16 protein-coding genes are annotated in these 18,032 nt (G+C 66.9%); 8 read left to right on the top strand and 8 right to left on the bottom strand.

Annotation, left to right across the window (positions count from 1 at the left end):
- Window positions 1-7 precede the first annotated feature (7 nt).
- Window positions 8-307, bottom strand: a complete 300-nt coding sequence (gene gatC, locus AC56LR_RS10765; RefSeq protein ID WP_497130190.1) for an Asp-tRNA(Asn)/Glu-tRNA(Gln) amidotransferase subunit GatC — start codon at window positions 305-307, stop codon at window positions 8-10.
- A gap of 368 nt (window positions 308-675) precedes the next feature.
- Between gatC and AC56LR_RS10760 the strand changes: the two genes are divergently transcribed.
- From AC56LR_RS10760 to AC56LR_RS10730, 7 genes are all read left to right on the top strand, one after another.
- A complete protein-coding gene (locus AC56LR_RS10760; RefSeq protein WP_020656353.1) occupies window positions 676-1,719 on the top strand; it encodes a rod shape-determining protein in 1,044 nt (347 codons plus the stop codon).
- Between the two features lie 161 nt (window positions 1,720-1,880).
- Window positions 1,881-3,005: a rod shape-determining protein MreC gene (mreC, locus tag AC56LR_RS10755; RefSeq protein WP_497130189.1), complete on the top strand. Its 1,125-nt coding sequence runs from the start codon at window positions 1,881-1,883 to the stop codon at window positions 3,003-3,005.
- Entirely contained in the window at window positions 3,005-3,523 is a 519-nt protein-coding gene (mreD, locus tag AC56LR_RS10750) for a rod shape-determining protein MreD (RefSeq protein ID WP_497130187.1), read from the top strand. Before mreC ends, mreD begins: the two co-directional genes overlap by 1 nt.
- Window positions 3,524-3,548: 25 nt before the next feature.
- On the top strand, window positions 3,549-5,519 hold the full coding sequence (gene mrdA, locus AC56LR_RS10745; RefSeq protein WP_497130185.1) for a penicillin-binding protein 2: 1,971 nt from the start codon (window positions 3,549-3,551) through the stop codon (window positions 5,517-5,519).
- A 4-nt stretch (window positions 5,520-5,523) separates the two neighbouring features.
- Window positions 5,524-6,639, top strand: a complete 1,116-nt coding sequence (gene rodA / locus AC56LR_RS10740) for a rod shape-determining protein RodA (RefSeq protein ID WP_497130183.1) — start codon at window positions 5,524-5,526, stop codon at window positions 6,637-6,639.
- Between the two features lie 65 nt (window positions 6,640-6,704).
- A complete protein-coding gene (locus AC56LR_RS10735) occupies window positions 6,705-7,664 on the top strand; it encodes a septal ring lytic transglycosylase RlpA family protein (RefSeq protein ID WP_497130181.1) in 960 nt (319 codons plus the stop codon).
- 497 nt (window positions 7,665-8,161) lie between these two features.
- Window positions 8,162-9,985: a M2 family metallopeptidase gene (locus tag AC56LR_RS10730; protein WP_497130179.1), complete on the top strand. Its 1,824-nt coding sequence runs from the start codon at window positions 8,162-8,164 to the stop codon at window positions 9,983-9,985.
- 223 nt (window positions 9,986-10,208) lie between these two features.
- Here AC56LR_RS10730 and AC56LR_RS10725 read toward each other — a convergent pair whose 3' ends face one another.
- From AC56LR_RS10725 to argS, 7 genes are read right to left on the bottom strand one after another with little or no spacing between them, the layout of a single operon-like run.
- Entirely contained in the window at window positions 10,209-10,913 is a 705-nt protein-coding gene (locus tag AC56LR_RS10725) for an SPOR domain-containing protein (protein WP_497130178.1), read from the bottom strand.
- Between the two features lie 15 nt (window positions 10,914-10,928).
- Window positions 10,929-11,657, bottom strand: coding sequence for a type III pantothenate kinase (locus tag AC56LR_RS10720; protein WP_497130176.1), 729 nt, complete (start codon window positions 11,655-11,657; stop codon window positions 10,929-10,931).
- On the bottom strand, window positions 11,654-12,418 hold the full coding sequence (locus AC56LR_RS10715; protein ID WP_497130174.1) for a biotin--[acetyl-CoA-carboxylase] ligase: 765 nt from the start codon (window positions 12,416-12,418) through the stop codon (window positions 11,654-11,656). Before AC56LR_RS10715 ends, AC56LR_RS10720 begins: the two co-directional genes overlap by 4 nt.
- Complete coding sequence (locus AC56LR_RS10710) at window positions 12,415-13,209, bottom strand: SDR family oxidoreductase (RefSeq protein ID WP_497130172.1); 795 nt, start codon at window positions 13,207-13,209, stop codon at window positions 12,415-12,417. Before AC56LR_RS10710 ends, AC56LR_RS10715 begins: the two co-directional genes overlap by 4 nt.
- Complete coding sequence (locus AC56LR_RS10705) at window positions 13,206-13,868, bottom strand: thiol:disulfide interchange protein DsbA/DsbL (protein ID WP_497130170.1); 663 nt, start codon at window positions 13,866-13,868, stop codon at window positions 13,206-13,208. The genes AC56LR_RS10710 and AC56LR_RS10705 overlap by 4 nt, the downstream gene beginning before the upstream one ends.
- 8 nt (window positions 13,869-13,876) lie before the next feature.
- The gene (locus tag AC56LR_RS10700; RefSeq protein WP_497130168.1) at window positions 13,877-14,563 is read right to left on the bottom strand and encodes an SPOR domain-containing protein; all 687 of its coding nucleotides are present in this window, start codon (window positions 14,561-14,563) and stop codon (window positions 13,877-13,879) included.
- A 4-nt stretch (window positions 14,564-14,567) separates the two neighbouring features.
- Entirely contained in the window at window positions 14,568-16,307 is a 1,740-nt protein-coding gene (gene argS, locus AC56LR_RS10695; RefSeq protein ID WP_497130166.1) for an arginine--tRNA ligase, read from the bottom strand.
- 175 nt (window positions 16,308-16,482) lie between these two features.
- Between argS and rsmB the strand changes: the two genes are divergently transcribed.
- Complete coding sequence (rsmB, locus tag AC56LR_RS10690) at window positions 16,483-18,009, top strand: 16S rRNA (cytosine(967)-C(5))-methyltransferase RsmB (protein WP_497130164.1); 1,527 nt, start codon at window positions 16,483-16,485, stop codon at window positions 18,007-18,009.
- Window positions 18,010-18,032 lie beyond the last annotated feature (23 nt).

The following is an 18,032-nucleotide window of genomic DNA, read 5'->3' as shown; positions in this document are numbered from 1 at the left end:
GATTCGGTTACTCGATGACCTTCGGCACCAGGTACAAGCCGTCCTGGGCCTTCGGCGCCGGCGCCTGGTAGTCGTCGCGGCGGTTCTCTTCGGTCACCACGTCGTCGCGCAGGCGCAGCGGCAGCGCCAGGATGGCGGCCAGCGGCTGCGACAGCGGCGCGACACCGGTCGTGTCCACCGCCTGCATCTGCTCGGCCAGGGCGAAAATGCCGTTCAATTCCGCCAGCGCGGTCTCCGCATGGGCCTCGTCCATTTCGAGCTGGGCCAGGTTGGCGATGCGTTTTACGTCTGAAAGTGTCAGGGACATGGCTAAGGGGCGCGGCGCGGGCCGCACGCAAAATGTGGTTGAGCAGTTAATAAACTGGAATCGAATGAGGTTCGAATGGCTAAGCGATCGACGGCGGATGTTGGCAAGCAGTCAGCGAACGGCATGCTACGGCCGATAAAACCTTGGTAACACCGCCGATCTTGCTCCGGATTTGGGGTGGAAAACCCCCCGTTTTCAGCGTTTAATCGACAAATTATAAGGTAGAATGGCGGGCTAATGCGCTATGGGGCCGAAAGCTGGTCCTCCGCAGGAAAGACCGCGCTGCCCTCGGCATGTATCCGGGCAGGCACGGCAAGGACAATCCCGATCAATTTTCAGGCGCGCCGCAACGCGCAATCAGGACACACATGTTTGGTTTTTTACGCAGCTACTTCTCGAATGACCTGGCGATCGACCTCGGTACCGCCAACACCCTGATCTACGTGCGCGGACTGGGCATCGTGCTGGACGAACCATCGGTCGTCGCGATCCGCCAGGAGGGCGGCCCGAACGGCAAGAAGACGATCCAGGCAGTCGGCAAGGAAGCCAAGCAGATGCTGGGCAAGGTGCCGGGCAATATAGAGGCCATCCGCCCGATGAAAGACGGCGTCATCGCCGACTTCACCGTCACCGAGCAGATGCTCAAGCAGTTCATCCGCATGGTCCACGATTCGAAATTCTTCCGCCCGTCGCCGCGCATCATCATTTGCGTGCCTTGCGGTTCGACCCAGGTCGAGCGCCGCGCGATCCGCGAATCGGCGCTCGGCGCCGGCGCCTCGCAGGTCTACCTGATCGAAGAACCGATGGCAGCGGCCATCGGCGCCGGCCTGCCGGTCTCGGAAGCCACCGGCTCGATGGTGGTCGACATCGGCGGCGGCACCACCGAAGTGGGCATCATCTCGCTGGGCGGCATGGTCTATAAAGGTTCGGTGCGCGTCGGCGGCGACAAGTTCGACGAAGCCATCGTCAACTACATCCGCCGCAACTACGGCATGCTGATCGGCGAGCAGACCGCCGAAGCGATCAAGAAGGCGATCGGCTCGGCCTTCCCGGGCTCCGAAGTCAAGGAAATGGAAGTCAAGGGCCGCAACCTGTCCGAAGGCATTCCGCGCTCGTTCACGATCTCGAGCAACGAGATCCTGGAAGCCCTGACCGACCCGCTCAACAACATCGTCTCGGCCGTGAAGAACGCGCTGGAACAGGCCCCGCCCGAGCTGGGCGCCGACATCGCCGAAAAAGGCATGATGCTGACCGGCGGCGGCGCGCTGCTGCGCGACCTCGATCGCCTCTTGATGGAAGAAACCGGCCTGCCGGTGCTGGTCGCCGAAGACCCGCTGACCTGCGTGGTGCGCGGTTCGGGCATGGCGCTCGAGCGCATGGACAAGCTCGGTTCGATCTTCTCCTACGAATAAAAAAGCGGCGCAGCCAGTGTCGTTGCGGGCAGGGCGTGCGGACCGATTCCGTACGCGTCTGCCCGCAATGACATGCGCGCCCCGCGCCGACTAGACAGGACGCCAAGCCGGACATGCAATACAGTCCTCCGCCGCTTTTCAAACAGGGCGCCCCCGCGCGGGTGAAGGCGATCGTTTTCGCGCTCATTTCCGTGCTGCTGCTGGTGGTCGACGCCCGCTACCATACCCTCGGCGCGGTGCGCCAGGTGGCCGCCACCGTTCTCTATCCCCTGCAAATGGCTGCCCTGATGCCGCGCGAAGCGCTGGGCAACATGGGCGGCTATTTTTCGTCGCTCTCCACGCTCCAGAAAGAAGTGCGCGAGCTGAAAACCCAGCAGCTCGCGCAGGCGCGCGTGCTGCAGCAGGCCCAGTACCAGATGGCCGAGAACACCCACCTGCGGCGCCTGATGGATGCGCGCGCCCACCTGCCGCTGCAGGCCCAGATGGCCGAGATCCTGTACGACGCACGCGATCCGTCGACCCGCCGCGTCGTGCTCGACCGCGGTTCGCGCAACGGCGTGTCGCAGGGACTGCCGGTGATCGACCATGCCGGCGTGGTCGGCCAGGTCACGCGCGTGTTCCCGTTCACGTCCGAAGTCACGCTCCTGACCGACAAGGACCAGGCCATTCCGGTGCAGGTGCTGCGCAGCGGTTTGCGCAGCATCGCCTATGGCCGCGGCCACTCCGGCCTGCTCGACCTGCGCTTCGTGGTGGCCAATGCCGACATCCAGGTCGGCGACGTGCTGGTCACCTCGGGCCTGGACGGCATGTACCCGGCCGGCCTGGCCGTGGCCAAGGTGGTGCAGGTCGAGAACGTCGCGGCCGGCGCCTTCGGGCGCGTGGTCTGCCAGCCGCTGGCCGGCATCGACCGCCAGCGCCAGCTCCTGATCATCATGTCGCAATCGAATCTGCCGCCGCGCCCGCAGGCTGAAACCCGGGCTGCCGCCACCACGGCCCGGCGCAAGCTGCCGGACATGGCGCCGGTGCCGCCGCCGCCGCTGGCGCCATCGCCGCTGCCGCCGCAGGGCGTGCCGCAAGCGCCGGGCGCCGCGGCCGCAGGGCAGGGCGGCCCCGCCAACGCCGTGGCCGGCGTCGGCGCGCAAGGCGCCGCACCGCAAGCTGCCGCACCGGTCGTCGTTGCGCCCGCCGCGACGGCAACCGCTGCGCCGCGCGCCACTCCCGGGATCGCCCCGGCCACCACGCCGGCGCCCGCCACGGCGCGTCCAGCCACCACGGAGGGCCGATAATGCCCGGTAACCGCCCGCATTACATCCTGCTGCCCGTCAGCCCGCTGTTCATCACCTTCAGCCTGGTGTGCGCCTTCATGCTCAACCTGCTGCCGCTGGGCCGCTGGGTCGGCGCGCCGGACTTCGTGGCCATGGTGCTGGTCTTCTGGGGCATCCACCAGCCGCGCCGGGTCGGGATCGGCGTCGCCTTCATGATGGGCCTCCTGATGGACGTGCACGACGCCAGCCTGCTGGGCGAGAACGCGCTGGCCTATACATTGCTGTCCTACCTGGCGATCATGATCCACCGCCGCGTGCTGTGGTTCCCCATGCTGACCCAGGCCATGCACGTGTTCCCGCTGCTGCTGCTGGCGCAGGCGGTCCAGGCGTTTGTCCATTTCACCGCCTCCGGCCGCTTCCCGGGCCTGCTGCATTTCGTCGAAAGCGTGGTCGCGGTCGCCCTCTGGCCCGTGCTCACCTGGCTGCTGCTGGCGCCCCAGCGCCGCGCCGTCGACCTCGACCACACCCGCCCGATCTGAGCGCACCCGAAACGAGCCTGTTGCAGTGACCGAATTCAAGGACAACGACCGCGAGATCCACCAGTTCCGCACGCGCATGACGGCGCTGGTGGCGCTGGTCTTCATCTGCTTCGGCCTGCTGGTGGCGCGCTTCGTGTATCTGCAGGTGCTGCGCCACGACCAGTTCGCGCTGCAGGCGGAAGACAACCGCATCGCGCTGGTGCCGATCGTGCCGAACCGCGGCCTGATCGTCGACCGCAACGGCGTGGTCCTGGCCCGCAACTACTCGGCCTACACGCTCGAGATCACGCCGTCCAAGCTGCAGGCCAACCTGGAGTCGACCATCGACGAGCTGGCCAAGCTGGTCCTGATCGAGCAGCGCGACCGGCGCCGCTTCAAGCGCCTGCTGGAAGAATCGCGCAGCTTTGCCAGCGTGCCGATCCGCACCCGCCTGACCGACGACGAAGTGGCGCGCTTCACCGCGCAGCGCTTCCGCTTCCCCGGCGTGGAAGTGCAGGCGCGCCTGTTCCGCCAGTACCCGCTGGGCGAGGTTGCCTCGCACGTGGTCGGCTACATCGGCCGCATCAACACGAAAGAGGCGGCCAAGCTGGAGGAGGACGAGCTGGCGGCCAACTACAACGGCACCGAGCATATCGGCAAGGAAGGCGTCGAGAAAAAATACGAGTCCTACCTGCATGGCACCACCGGCTACGAGCAGGTCGAGCGCTCGGCCGGCGGGCGCGCGATCCGCACGCTGTCGCGCACGGCGCCGGTCCCCGGCAGCAACCTGATCCTGTCGCTCGACATCGAGCTGCAGAAGGTCATCGAGGAAGCCTATGGCGAGCAGCGTGGCGCGCTGGTGGCGATCGAGCCGGCCACCGGCGACGTGCTGGCCTATGTCTCGCGTCCCGGCTTCGACCCCAACCTGTTCGTGGACGGCATCGACAGCCAGAACTGGAACGAACTCAATACTTCCCTCGACAAGCCCTTGATGAACCGTCCGCTATCGGGCACCTATCCGCCGGGCTCCACCTTCAAGCCCTTCATGTCGCTGGCCGCGCTCGAACTGGGGCACCGCAGGCCGAGCGACGCGATCCGCGACCCTGGTTTCTTCATGCTGGGCGGGCACCGCTTCAACGACGACAAGCCGGGCGGCCACGGCACCGTCGACATGTACAAGTCGGTCGTCGAATCCTGCGACACCTATTACTACCAGCTCGGCAACGAGATGGGCATCGACAAGATCTCCGGCTTCATGGGCCAGTTCGGATTCGGCCATCCGACCGGAATCGACCTGGAATACGAAAAGACCGGCGTGCTGCCGTCCAAGGAGTGGAAGGCCAAGCGCTTCGCCAAGAACCGTGCTGCCCAGAAGTGGGTGGGCGGCGACACGATCTCGGTGTCGATCGGGCAGGGCTTCAACAACTACACCATGATCCAGCTGGCGCATGCGGTGGCCAACCTGGCCAACAACGGCGTGGTGATGAAGCCGCACCTGGTGAAGATGATCGAGGATGGGGCCACCAAGCAGCGTACCCTGACGGTGCCGAAGGAAACCCGCCGCATCGCGCTCAAGCCGGAGAACATCGATTTCATCAAGCGCACGATGGTGGGCGTGACCCAGGAATCCTACGGCACCGGGCACCGCGCCTTTGCCAATGCCGGCTATATCTCCGGCGGCAAGACCGGCACCGCCCAGGTGATCGGCCTGAAGGGCCAGAAATACAATGCCAGCGCCATCGACGCGCGCCACCGCGACAACGCGCTCTACGTCGCCTTTGCGCCGGCCGACAATCCGCGCATCGTGCTGGCGCTGGTGGTGGAGAATGCCGGTTTCGGGGCCGCGTCGGCCGCGCCGATCGCGCGCAAGGCGCTCGACTACTACTTGCTGGGCAAGCGCCCGGCGCCGCCCAAGCCGAAAGACCTGCCGCCCGGCGCCAAGGCCGTGCCGGCAGCCGCGCCGGTCGTCCAGGCGACCGCGCCTGCGGCCGGCGTCCCAGTCACCAGAAAGGAATAAGCCCATGGCGCGCATTCCAGAACGCCGCTCGCTGCGGCGCCGCCTGCGTCCGTATTTCACGGTCTTCGACTGGCCGCTCGGGCTGGTGCTGTTCGTCCTGATGATGACCAGCGTGATCATCATGAGCTCGGCCGGCGCCGAATTCCCAGACCGCCTCGAACACCAGATCCGCAACTTCCTGCTGGCCTTCGTGGTGATGTGGGTCGCGGCCAACGTGCCGCCGCAGATGCTGATGCGGCTCGCCGTGCCGATCTATACGGTCGGCGTGGCGCTGCTGATCGCGGTGGCGATGTTCGGCATCATCAAGAAGGGCGCACGGCGCTGGCTCTACGTCGGCGTCGATATCCAGCCCTCCGAAATCCTGAAGATCGCGACGCCGCTGATGCTGGCCTGGTATTTCCAGCAGCGCGCCAATGCCAACAACTGGAAGTCTTTCCTGATCGCCGCGGTGCTGGTCCTGGTGCCGTTTATCCTGATCGCCAAGCAGCCCGACCTCGGTACCGGGCTGATGGTTGCCTCTTCCGGCTTCTATGTCATCTTCCTGGCCGGCCTTCCATGGAAGGCGCTGCTGGGCATGGGCATCGCCGGCGCCGCAGCGCTGCCGATCGGCTGGTCGATGATGCATGATTACCAGCGCGAGCGCGTGATGACGCTGATCGACCCGACCTCCGATCCGCTGGGCAAGGGCTTCCACATCATCCAGTCCGAGATCGCCATCGGGTCCGGCGGCATGATGGGCAAGGGTTATGGCAAGGGTACGCAGAGCTACCTGGAATTCGTCCCCGAGCAGACCACCGACTTCCTGTTCGCCGTGTATTCGGAAGAGTTCGGGCTGATCGGCAATTGCTTCCTGCTGATCGTGTACCTGATGCTGATCGGGCGGGGCATGATGATCGCGGCCAATGCGCCCAACACCTTTTGCCGCCTGCTGGCCGGCGCCATCACGATGATTTTCTTTACCTATGCCTTCGTCAACATGGGCATGGTGAGCGGAATCCTGCCGGTCGTCGGAGTTCCGCTGCCTTTCATGAGCTATGGCGGAACCGCCTTCATTACCCTTGGCCTCGGTGCTGGTATATTGATGAGTATTCAAAGGCATCGTAAACTGGTGCAGACATAATTGAACAAGGACTGCGTATGGCCGTTCCAAGAAAACAACTTGCTGCGGTCACCGTAGTCACTGCATTGTCAACCCTGCTCACCGGCTGCAGCACCACCGGCGAGCACAAGAGCCTGATCCCGCTGCCCTGGGGCCACAGCCCCACGGCGCAGCATCCCGAGGCCCCCAGGCTGCCGCCGGCCAAGTCCGGCCGCGGCGGCTACTACAAGGACGACGGCCCCGGCGCCAACCCGCCGCCCGGCCTGCTCGACCTGCCTGACGCCATCATCCGCGCCGAACCGTATGCGAAATGGGCCAACCGCCCGTATTCGGTGCTCGGCCGGAGCTACACCCCGATCACCCACGAAGATCCGTTCACCCAGCGCGGCGTGGCCAGCTGGTACGGCGTCAAGTTCCACGGCCAGAAGACTTCGTCGGGCGAGCCCTACGACATGTACAAGATGACCGCGGCCCACCCGACGCTGCCGATTCCTTCCTATGTGCGCGTGACCAGCGTCGACAGCGGCAAATCGGTCATCGTGCGCATCAACGACCGCGGTCCCTTTCACGCCAGCCGCATCATCGACGTCTCCTACACGGCCGCCCTCAAGCTCGGCCTGCTGGGCCGCGGCAGTCACCAGGTCGAGATCGAGCGCCTGTTCCCGAACGACCATCCGACCCGCATCGCCACCGTACGCCGCGCGATGACCTCGCAGGCCCAGTCGGCGCCGCCGGAAATCACGGCGCTGATGCTCGAAGATACCGTGCGCTCCGACAGCGCGGCCGTGGCGCAGGTGGTGCCCAAGCTGGTGCCCGCCGGGAGCTTCTACGTGCAGCTCGGCGCCTATGGCCGCGCCGGCATGGCCGACGCGATGCGCGAGCGCCTTGGCCAGGCCGGCCTGGCGCTCGGCGCGCTCGAGGTGGTGAAGGTGGGGGCGGTCAACCGTTTATACGGTGGGCCGTTCGCCACGAAGGACGAGGCGCAGGCGGCGGCGCGCGCGGTGCCCGGATCATTCGGCCTGAAGCCTATCGTGGTCAAGCGCTGAGGGGTGCTTTGTTTGGCGTTGCACGGTCGAATCCACGGCCAGAAGCGGACGCTCGTAACTAGAGGCAGAGATTGAAGCTTGATGAAGATATGCGCGTCGACGGGCAGTCCATTGGGATAGTCAAAGACATGGAAACATCCACCTGTATTGACTATTTTTTTGAGGCTGATTTGTGGTGCAAGGACCCGCATCAAAGGTGCTAAAAGAGTTTCGTTCCACTGGTTCCTGGCCCGACCGGACTCAGTTCGCTTCGGGATAACAAAACGCTTCGCCTCGAAATTCCTGATAACCGCTCGACCGTCTGCTTCGGGTTGAAAACGGACGCTACATTGGCTGCGCAATCGGTCAGAAGCAGCCCTCCGCCGGAGCGCCTGCAGAGCCGCACCTGGAGCCTTAAAGGCTCGAATCGGCCGAAACTTCTTTGCCACGGCAGCGCTTGGCTATACTGTCGGCAAGCTTATACAACAAAGCCGGCCCGTCCAACAAAGGAGACAAGCTTGACACTGCCACGCCCAACCCGCCTCGCCGCGCTGTTCGCGCTGACCGCCATCGCCGCCGCCAGCAACGCGCTGGCAGCACCGAAGGCCAAACCGACCGTCGCTGAGGCCGAGAAATTTTTATCGGCCACCGAAACCCGCTTCGCCAACGAATACGACGACATCGTTCGCGCTCAATGGATCGGTGCAAACTTTATTACCGACGACACCGAAGCGATTGCGGCCCACTTCGGGGAAAAGGCCTTGAACTCGCAGGGCGAAGCGGCCCTGGCCGCGCGGCGCTACAACGGCCTCAAACTCAAGGATGACGCGGCGCGCAAGCTCAAGCTGCTGCAGCTGACGCTGATGCTGTCGGATCCGAAGGAGCGCGCCGCCTATGCCGGCAAGCAGGCCAGCTTGTCCGGCGCCTACGGCAAGGCCAAGTACTGCCCGAACGGGGCGCAGGATGCCTGCCTGGCGCTGGGCGAGCTGGAAAAGATCCTGGCCACCAGCCGCGATCCGGTCAAGCTCAAGGACGCCTGGAGCGGCTGGCACCAGCAGGCCCCTGGCTACAAGCAGACCTATGTCGACTATGTGGCGCTGTCCAACAAGGGCGCGCGCGAAATGGGGTTCGCCGACACCGGCGCCCTGTGGCGCTCGCAGTACGACATGAAGCCCGAGCAGTTCGCCGCCGAGATGGAGCGCATGTGGCAGCAGGTCAGGCCACTGTACGAATCGTTGCACACCTATACCCGCCTGAAGCTGCGCCAGAACTACGGCGCGGCCGTCGTGCCGGCCAGCGGCCCGATTCCGGCCCATCTGTTCGGCAATATGTGGAGCCAGGACTGGCAACACATCTATCCGCTGCTCAAACCGGCAACCGGCGCCAGCAGCTTCGACTTGAGCCGCGTGCTGGTCGAGCGCAAGACCTCGGCCAAGGAAATGACGCAGTACGCCGAGCGTTTCTACACCTCGCTCGGCATGCCGAAGCTGCCCGCGACCTTCTGGACGCGCTCCCTGCTGACCAAGCCGGCCGACCGCGACGTGGTGTGCCATGCATCGGCCTGGAGCCTGGACCGCCTGGACGACGTGCGCATCAAGATGTGCATCAGGCCGACTGCCGAAGACTTCAAGGTCATCCACCACGAGCTGGGCCACACCTATTACCAGCTGGCCTACAAGAAGCAGCCGATCCTGTTCCAGAACGGCGCCAACGATGGCTTCCACGAAGCCATCGGCGACACGGTCGCGCTGTCGATGACGCCGAGCTACTACCAGCAACTCGGCTTCATGGACAAGACGCCTGAGCCGAATGCCGACATCGGCGAGCTGCTGCAGGTGGCCCTGGCCAAGGTGGCCTTCCTGCCGTTCGCCTACTCGGTGGATAAATGGCGCTGGGATGTATATGCGGGCAAGGTCAAGCCGGACGACTACGACAAGACCTGGTGGCAGCTGCGCGAGCAGTACATGGGCGTGAGCCGCCCGGCGCCGATGGTTCCGGGCGGTTTCGATGCCGGCGCCAAGTACCACGTGGCGGCCGACGTACCGTACGCGCGCTACTTCCTGGCCCACCTGCTGCAGTTCCAGCTGCACCGTTCGCTGTGCGCGGAGGCCGGCTACAAGGGACCACTGCATCAATGCTCGATCTATGGCAGCCAGAAGGCAGGCGCCAAGTTGCAAACCCTGCTGGAAATGGGCGCGAGCAAGCCTTGGCAGGAGGCGCTGAAGGCGGCCACGGGCGAAGACAAGATCGACGGCTCCGCGTTGCTGGACTATTTTGCGCCATTGAAAACCTGGCTGGACGAGCAGAACCGACAGCTGGCCGCAGTCGAGGTCAAGAGGTAACACGACCAGAGGGTTGGCCGTTGCGGGTGGCTGGGCGGATACATGTGCCCGGCCACTCCTGTTTCATGTGCCGTGAATCGGTAGCTTCGCGGTATGTGCGTTGGGTAATCAGAAACTTGGGTGCTAACCCTTGCTGAACAGCTCAGTTAGTAGAAATTCCCCTATTGGGACGGAAGCCGACATTCGACATGTCACACCCCGCAAGCGTGCAGCCGCGACGTGCTTAGTCGCAGGCCCGCAGCTGCACTCCATTGAAATCATCGGCAATCCCCGCCACCCGGCTACGTTCATCCGGCGTCAGGTTGCGGAACTGCCAGGCCGCGCGCGTGCCTTGCGGCCCACGCGGCAGCACCCGCACCCCGCGCACGCCCTGGCGCCCGAGGTCTGCGACCAGCTTCTGCGCCGCCGCATCGCTCTTGAACACGCCCAGCGAGATCGCCCACTTCAAAGGCGACTCGCCCTGCATCACGAAGAAATTCGCCACGCCGCGTTCCTTCAGCTCGGCTACGCGCTTGTCGGCGCCTTCCTTGCCGCCGCTCGGCGGCAGGTAGACCAGGTGGCTGCTCACTTCCTGGTAGGGCACGCTGGTACGCGACTGGCGCTCGCCAAAGCCAAAGCGATTGATGCGCGACTCGAAGCGGCGCGCGTCCGCGGTCGAGAAGGCGCCGGCCTGCAGGCAGGCGATGGTGGCTGCCGCCGGGACCACCGGCGCGGCAGGTTCGGCCGGCGCAGGCGCGGCTGCCGCCGTGCTGTCGGCAACGGCGCGCGCCTCGGCTGCGGTCAGCATCACGATGCGATCGGCGGCGAGCTGGTTCTTCAGGCGCTGCGGCTCGCGCTCGCTGCCCTCGACCTTGCCCAGCATGCCGTGGCCATACGCGAACAGCGCGGCGTTTGCCGCCAGCAGTACCCAGAATACGAATTTCAACAAGGTCGGACTCCCATTTCAATCGGCGGCTGCGGCATGCAGGCCGACCAGCACGATATTATCGACCAGCCGGTAGCCGACCTTGAGGGCCGGCGCGATATAGGGTGCGGCGCCGCCGGAGACGATGCAGGCGGTGGCGCCGTGAACGGCGCAGGCGCGCTCGATCGCGCCGGCCTGCGCCGACAGGATGCCCGACACGATCGCGTCGTCGGTATTGTCGCCAAACAGCGGGGGCGGCGCGGCGCCCGGCTGTACCTGCGGCAGCTGGGCGGTATTGCGGGCCAGCGAAGCGGCCATCAGCGCCAAACCGGGCAAGATCATGCCACCCACAAACAGGCCATCGGCGCGCACCGCGTCGACCGTGGTCGCGGTGCCGCAGGTGGCGACGATGATGTCCTGGGCGGGCGCCAGCGCGCGCGCGCCGATCGCGGCGGCGAAGCGGTCGCAGCCCAGCTGACCGGGATGGCGGTAGCCGTTGCGCAGGCCGGCGCGCTCGCCGGTGGACGCGAACCACTCGACCGTGATGGCCGCCGGCAGGGCCTGCGCGATCCGCTCGCGCACCTCGATGCCCGCGACATTCGACACGATCGCGCGGCAAATGCCGGCGCGGCGCCAGGCGCTGGCGATGTCGGCCAGGTCCGCATGCGGCGCGGCGTGGCTGGTTTCCCATTCGCCGATTGCCGCGCCAGGGGCGGCAATCGCCCACTTGATGCGCGTATTGCCGGCGTCGACCAGCAGCAGCTTCATGGCTTCACCCGCAGCGAGACGTCGCCGGCCAGGACGGCGACGCGGCCGTCAAGCGTATCGAGCAGCAGGCGGCCGGTTTCATCCACGCCGGCGGCCAGGCCCTCGTGCAGGACCGCGCCGTGGTCGACGATCGTCACCGTCTCGCCCTGCCAGGCATGGCGCAGGTTCCAGCGTGCGCAGAAGGCCCCGAAGCCCTGGCGCGCGAACAGCTGCAGCGCCTCGGCCAGGCCGTCGAGCAGGGCGGCCATTAGCACGTCGCGGTCCATGCGCGCCAGCCAGGGCGCGCCGGCGGCGCTGCGCCCGATGCGCGCTTCCATTTCGTCGGGCATCACCAGGTTCAGGCCGATGCCGATGACGGCCCAGGTCCCGCCACCCGCCGCGCCCTGCGTTTCGACCAGGATGCCGGCCAGCTTGTCGCCATCCTTGAGCACGTCGTTGGGCCACTTGAGCTGCACCTGCACGCCCAGTTGCGCCAGCACCTCGGCCAGCGCCACGCCGACCGCGAGCGGCAGGCCGCTGAGCGCCTGCGGGCCGCCGCCGAATTTCCAGGCCAGCGAAAAGGTCAGCGAGCCTTCGCTCGAGGACAGCCAGCTGCGCCCGGCGCGCCCGCGGCCGGCGGTCTGGTGTTCGGCCACCAGCAGCAGGGGGGCGGTCAGCCCGGCCGCGCGCGCCAGCAGATCGGCGTTGGTCGAACCCGTCTCAGGCACCACCTCGACGGCGACGCCGGCATGCGCCAGCGCGGCGATGTTGGCGGGCTTCATGCCTGTTCCTGCCTTTGCTTGGTCGGCGCGCGCGAAAACGCCAGGTCGAACAAGGCGTTCGGCAGCAGGCGCAGCAGCTTGGCCACCATGCCCATCTGCCAGGGCAGGACGCGGTAGCTGTGGCCGCGCGCGATGACCTCGACTGCCTGCGCGGCGAAGCGTTCGGCCGGCATCAGGAAGGGCATGGGGAAGCGGTTGTGGCGGGTCATGGGCGTGTCGATATAGCCGGGGGCGATGGTCACCACCTTGATGTTGGTGGCGCGCAGCTCCAGGCGCAGCGATTCGCAATAGCTGTGCACGGCCGCCTTCGAGGCGCAGTAGGCGCCGGCGCCGCGCATGCCGCGGATGCCCGCCACGCTGCCGATGCCCACCAGCCGGCAGGGGCCGGTTTGCGCCCTCATCGGCGCGATGAAAGGTGCGAAGGTGGCGACGGTGGCGTTCACGTTGGTGGCGAACACGGCGTCGAACACCGCCAGGTCGGCGGGGCGTTCGGTGAGGGTGCCATGCGAGATGCCGGCGCTGGCGATCACGATGTCGGCGCCGCCGTTCGCGGCGATGAAGTCGGCGGCAGCCGCCTCCAGGCCCGCGCGGTCGGTGGCGTCGACCGCGTAGATGCGGTGGCGTTCGGGGTGGGGCAGGGAGGCCGCGAGTTCGGCCAGCGGTTCGCGGCGGCGGGCCAGCAGGCCGAGGGTGGCGCCGCGCGCCGCATAGTCGCGCGCCAGCGCCGCGCCGATGCCGCTCGAGGCGCCGGTGATGAATACCCGGTCCGAGCGGCCCGGCGCCAGGGTCATTTCTTGTCCGCTTTCGCGCGCGCGACCAGGCTGTCCATCACCTGCAGGGTGCCCTGCAGTGCGTCGCCTTCGCCGCGGGTGGCTTCCTGCAGCATGCCGGGCGAAGTCAGGAAGCGGCCATCGACCGCGATCATCGGCCAGTGGGTGATGCGGTAGGCGTCGATCATCGACTGCGCGCGGCGCAGCTTGGCCTGCACGCCGAAGGAGCGGTAGGCATCGATGAAGCGCGCGCGGTCGATGCCGGCGCGGCTGGCCCAGTCGAACACCTGTTCGTCCTGGGCGAGCGGCAGGTGCTCGACGTGCATCGCGGCGAAGGCCTTGGCGTGGTATTGCTCGAGCAGGCCGAGCGACTCGAGCGTGAAGAACAGGCGCTGCTGCGCCGCCACCTGCGCGCCGCGCGGCACGTGCACGCGGCGGAACACGATATTGTCGCCCTGCTTCTTCACCCATTCCGCCAGCTGGGGTTCGAAGGCGTAACAGTGCGGGCAGTAATAGGCGAAGAATTCGGTGACTTCGATCTTGCGGCCGCTGTCGGTCGGCTGGACGCTCGGCATCACCTGGTATTCCACGCCGTCGCGCGGCGCGGCGGGGGAGGCACTAACGGCGCCGGCCAGCAGGAGCAGGGCGGCGGTGCAGAGCAGGCGGCGTAGCGGTTGCATGCGGTTCCTTAGCGCTGGTTGCGGACGATGGCGACGTCGATGCCGCTGTCGAGCAGCTTGGCGCGCGCCTTGTTCATGGATTCGACCCCGTTGTACGGGCCGACGCGCACGCGGTGCAGCACGCCGCCGTCGGTCGTGCGGTCGGTGATCGCGGCCTCGAAGCCGAGCAGGGCCAGCTTGGCGCGGGTGTTCTCGGCATCGGACATCTCGCGGAAAGCGCCCGCCTGCAGGAAGTAGATGTAGCCGTCGCTGCCCGCGGCCGGGGCGGCAGCTGCTGCCGGGGCAGGCGCAGGAGCGGCGGCGGGTGCGGCGGCAGGCGCCGCGGCAGGTGCCGGTGCAGCTGCCGGCGCCTGCATGCCGGCGATTGCCTGGCCGAGCGGATCGGCTTCGGCAGCCGCCGGGGCGCGAGCGGGCGCCGCGCTTGCCTTGTTGGCGCGTTCGGCAATCTCGCGGTTCGCTTCGCGCGCGGCGTCGCGGTTGCCGTACAGCGGCTTGTTCGGGTCGCTGGCCTGGCTCGGCTCGAGGTCGGCCGGGCGGCCCATCTTGTTGGAGCGGTCGGTGAAGGGCGACTGGCCCTTGGTGATCACGAGCGCGACCGCCACCGCGATCCCCAGGCCGATGATCAGGCCGATGATGACGCCGGTCAGGGTGCTGCCGCGCTGGCGCAGCGCTGAGAAGGATCGAATGGCGGTCATGGGCTTACTCTTGTGGTTCGGTAGGGGCGCGTTCCATCTTGCTCGGGGCCGACACGCCGATCAGGGCCAGGCCGTTGCGCAGCACCTGGCGGGTCGCCGCGGCCAGGGCCAGGCGCGCCAGCTTGAGCGGCTCGTCGTCGTCGAGCAGCCATTTGTGGGCGAAGTAATAGCTGTGCAGCTCGCCGGCCAGTTCGCGCAGGTAGAACGCGACCTGGTGCGGGCCGAGTTCGAGCTTGGCGCGCGCCAGCATTTCCGGATAGGCGGCCAGCTTCGCGAGCAGGCTCGCTTCGTGGGTGGTGGTCAGGGGCGACAGGTCGACCTGGGCCAGTTGTGCTTCGTCGCCGCCCCAGTTGGCGAGGGCCGAGCAGATGCGCGCATGGGCGTACTGCACGTAGTACACCGGGTTTTCCTCGCCGGTCGCCAGCGCGACGTCGACGTCGAACACGAATTCGGTGTCGGCCTTGCGCGAGATGAGGAAGAAGCGCACCGCGTCGCGGCCGCGGGTCACGTCGCCGTTGCCCGACCATTCGATCAGGTCGCGCACCGTGACGTAGGAGCCGGCGCGCTTGGAGATCTTGACCTCTTCGCCGTTCTTCATGACGGTGACCATCTTGTGCAGCACGTAGTCGGGATAGCCCTGCGGGATGCCGATGTCGACGGCCTGCAGGCCGGCGCGCACGCGCGCGATCGTGCCGTGGTGGTCACTGCCCTGGACGTTGATCGCCTGGTCGAAGCCGCGGCGGAATTTCTGCATGTGGTAGGCGACGTCGGGCACGAAATAGGTATAGCTGCCGTCGGACTTGCGCATCACGCGGTCCTTGTCGTCGCCGTAGTCGGTGGTGCGCAGCCACAGCGCGCCATCGAGCTCGTAGGTCACGCCGGCGTCGACCAGGGCCTGCACCGCCTGTTCCACCTTGCCGTCCGCATACAGCGAAGACTCGAGGTAGTAGTTGTCGAACTTGACGCCGAAGGCCTGCAGGTCCATGTCCTGCTCGTGGCGCAGGTAGGCCACGGCAAAGCGGCGGATCGATTCGAGGTCGTTCGCATCGCCGCTGGCGGTGGCCGGCTCGCCATCGCTGGCCGAGACGGTCTTTTTGGCCAGGAAGTCGTCGGCGATGTCCTGGATGTAGTCGCCGTTATAGGCCGACTCCGGCCAGAGTGCATCGCCCGGCTTGATGCCGCGCGCGCGCGCCTGCACCGAATTGGCCAGGGTGGCGATCTGCACGCCGGCGTCGTTGTAATAGAACTCGCGGGTCACGTCATGGCCCTGCGACTCGAACAGCGAAGACAGGGCGTCGCCCAGTGCGGCCTGGCGGCCGTGGCCGACGTGCAGCGGGCCGGTCGGGTTGGCCGACACGAATTCGATGATCGCGTGGTGGCCCTTGCCGGAATCGCCCTGGCCAAAAGCCGCGCCCTGCTCGAGCACGGTCTTGACGACCGATTGCTTGGCGCTGGCGGCCACGCGCAGGTTGATGAAGCCGGGACCGGCCACGTCGGCCGACTCGACCAGGCCCTGGGCGCCCGGCTCGGCGAGCACGGCGGCGACCAGGCGGGTCGCCAGTTCGCGCGGGTTGGTCTTGAGCTGCTTGGCCAGCTGCATCGCGATATTGCAGGCGATGTCGCCGTGGCTCGGGTCGCGCGGGCGCTCCAGCACGACGTTAGGGATGAGATCGGTGCCGGCGACGATCGGCGCGAGGGCGGCCTGGAACAGGGCAACGATTTGTTGTTTTTGTTGAGCGAGCATGGGAAGTCGGTCTAAATAATGAGGCGAACCTGCGGACAGGCAAACAGCGGTAATTATACTGGTTTGAGGTTCTGCGCAACATGTTCATCCCGGCAAGAGCTGCGAGCATGGTTTAAGTTGCACCAAAGCCGATGCCGTTACAATGGGGGCCTTTTTCGACCGTATTGATCCTGCCATGACCGACAAGCGCCCGACGCTCTCCCTGAAACCCAAAGCCAAACCGGCGCGCTCCACGGCGCCGAAGGGCCCCAAGGCCGGCGGGCAGGCGCCCAACCCGGGGCAGGACCGGCCGCCGCGTCCGGAGCCCTACCGTCCGGCAGCCGAACGCCACGACAAGAAGCCGGCTCCGCGCCTGCGCGAAAGCCACGAAGTCCTGGTCGCGCCCCAGCAGGACTTCCGTCCCGACCTGAAGGCCGATTCGCTGGCGCTGGCCCTGCTCGGCGCGGCCAATGCGGTGGCGCGGGTGCGCGCCGGCACCGCGCTGCCGCAGGCGCTGTCGATCGTGTTCTCGGTGTACGACGTGACGCCGCAGGCGCGCGGCGCGATCCAGGACATCGCCTACCGTACCATGCGCCAGCTCGGGCGCAGCGAGGTGCTGCTCGGCCTGATGACGACCAAGGCGCCGGAACCGGCCATGCTCGACGGCCTCCTGTCGGCCGCACTGGCCCTGCTCGACCCGCCGCCGGACACCCCGCCGCCCTACGAAGCCTTCACGGTGGTCGACCAGGCCGTGCATGCGGCCGCCCACCATCCGGACTTCGCCCATGCCAAGGCGATGGTCAACGCCGTGCTGCGCCGCTTCCTGCGCGAGCGCGACGCGCTCACGGCGGAGGCGCTGAAGCAGCCGCTGGCGCGCTGGAACTACCCGCAGTGGTGGATCGACAGTACCCGCGCCGCCTACCCGGACCGCTGGGAGTCGATCCTGGAAGCCGGCAACGTCCATCCGCCCCTGACGCTGCGCGTGAATGCGCGCCGCCTGGATGCCGATGCCTACCTCGCCACGTTGGCGGAGGCCGGCATTGAAGCCACGCGCCTGGGCCCCACCGCGGTGCGCCTGGCGCAGCCGGTCAACGTCAGCCAGATCCCGGGCTTCCACGACGGCCTGGTGTCGGTGCAGGACGCCGGCGCCCAGCTGGCCGCGCCGCTGCTCGACCTGAAGGATGGCATGCGCGTGCTCGATGCCTGCGCGGCGCCGGGCGGCAAGAGCGGCCACATCCTCGAATATGCCAAGGTGGAGCTGACCTCGGTCGATGCCGATCCCCAGCGCCTGGCGCGGGTGCGCGACAACCTCGGACGCCTCGGCCTGGAAGCAAAGCTGATCGCGGCCGAGGCGCAAAGCGCGGCCTGGTGGGACGGCGTGCCGTTCGATCGCATCCTGGCCGACGTGCCCTGCACGGCCTCGGGCATCGTGCGGCGCCACCCGGACATCCGCTGGCTGCGCCGCAAGTCGGACACACTCCAACTTGCAACACTTTCAAGCAAAATACTCGACAACCTTTGGCAGATGCTGCTGCCCAATGGTAAATTGTTGTTTGTGACATGTTCGCTCTGGCCCCAGGAATCGGAGGCGCAGGCAGCCGCGTTTGCGGCGCGCCACGACGCCATCCGCCTCGACGCGCCGGGCCAGCTGCTGCCAGCCAGCGGTGCCGGGCAGGATCATGACGGCTTGTTCTACGCCCTGTTCCAGAAACGCGCGGCGTAATCGTCATCCCGACATTAATGCTT

This window comes from Telluria sp. ZT3P39, assembly GCF_059685935.1.
This window is presented reverse-complemented; position numbering and strand designations above follow the sequence as displayed.

Bases quoted from the DNA above. Each gene is read 5' to 3' on its own strand.
- gatC (WP_497130190.1), bottom strand. From the start codon at position 307: ATGTCCCTGACACTTTCAGACGTAAAACGCATCGCCAACCTGGCCCAG.
- AC56LR_RS10760 (WP_020656353.1), top strand. From the start codon at position 676: ATGTTTGGTTTTTTACGCAGCTACTTCTCGAATGACCTGGCGATCGAC.
- mreD (WP_497130187.1), top strand. From the start codon at position 3,005: ATGCCCGGTAACCGCCCGCATTACATCCTGCTGCCCGTCAGCCCGCTG.
- rodA (WP_497130183.1), top strand. From the start codon at position 5,524: ATGGCGCGCATTCCAGAACGCCGCTCGCTGCGGCGCCGCCTGCGTCCG.
- AC56LR_RS10720 (WP_497130176.1), bottom strand. From the start codon at position 11,657: ATGAAGCTGCTGCTGGTCGACGCCGGCAATACGCGCATCAAGTGGGCG.
- AC56LR_RS10715 (WP_497130174.1), bottom strand. From the start codon at position 12,418: ATGAAGCCCGCCAACATCGCCGCGCTGGCGCATGCCGGCGTCGCCGTC.
- AC56LR_RS10710 (WP_497130172.1), bottom strand. From the start codon at position 13,209: ATGACCCTGGCGCCGGGCCGCTCGGACCGGGTATTCATCACCGGCGCC.
- AC56LR_RS10705 (WP_497130170.1), bottom strand. From the start codon at position 13,868: ATGCAACCGCTACGCCGCCTGCTCTGCACCGCCGCCCTGCTCCTGCTG.
- AC56LR_RS10700 (WP_497130168.1), bottom strand. From the start codon at position 14,563: ATGACCGCCATTCGATCCTTCTCAGCGCTGCGCCAGCGCGGCAGCACC.
- argS (WP_497130166.1), bottom strand. From the start codon at position 16,307: ATGCTCGCTCAACAAAAACAACAAATCGTTGCCCTGTTCCAGGCCGCC.
- rsmB (WP_497130164.1), top strand. From the start codon at position 16,483: ATGACCGACAAGCGCCCGACGCTCTCCCTGAAACCCAAAGCCAAACCG.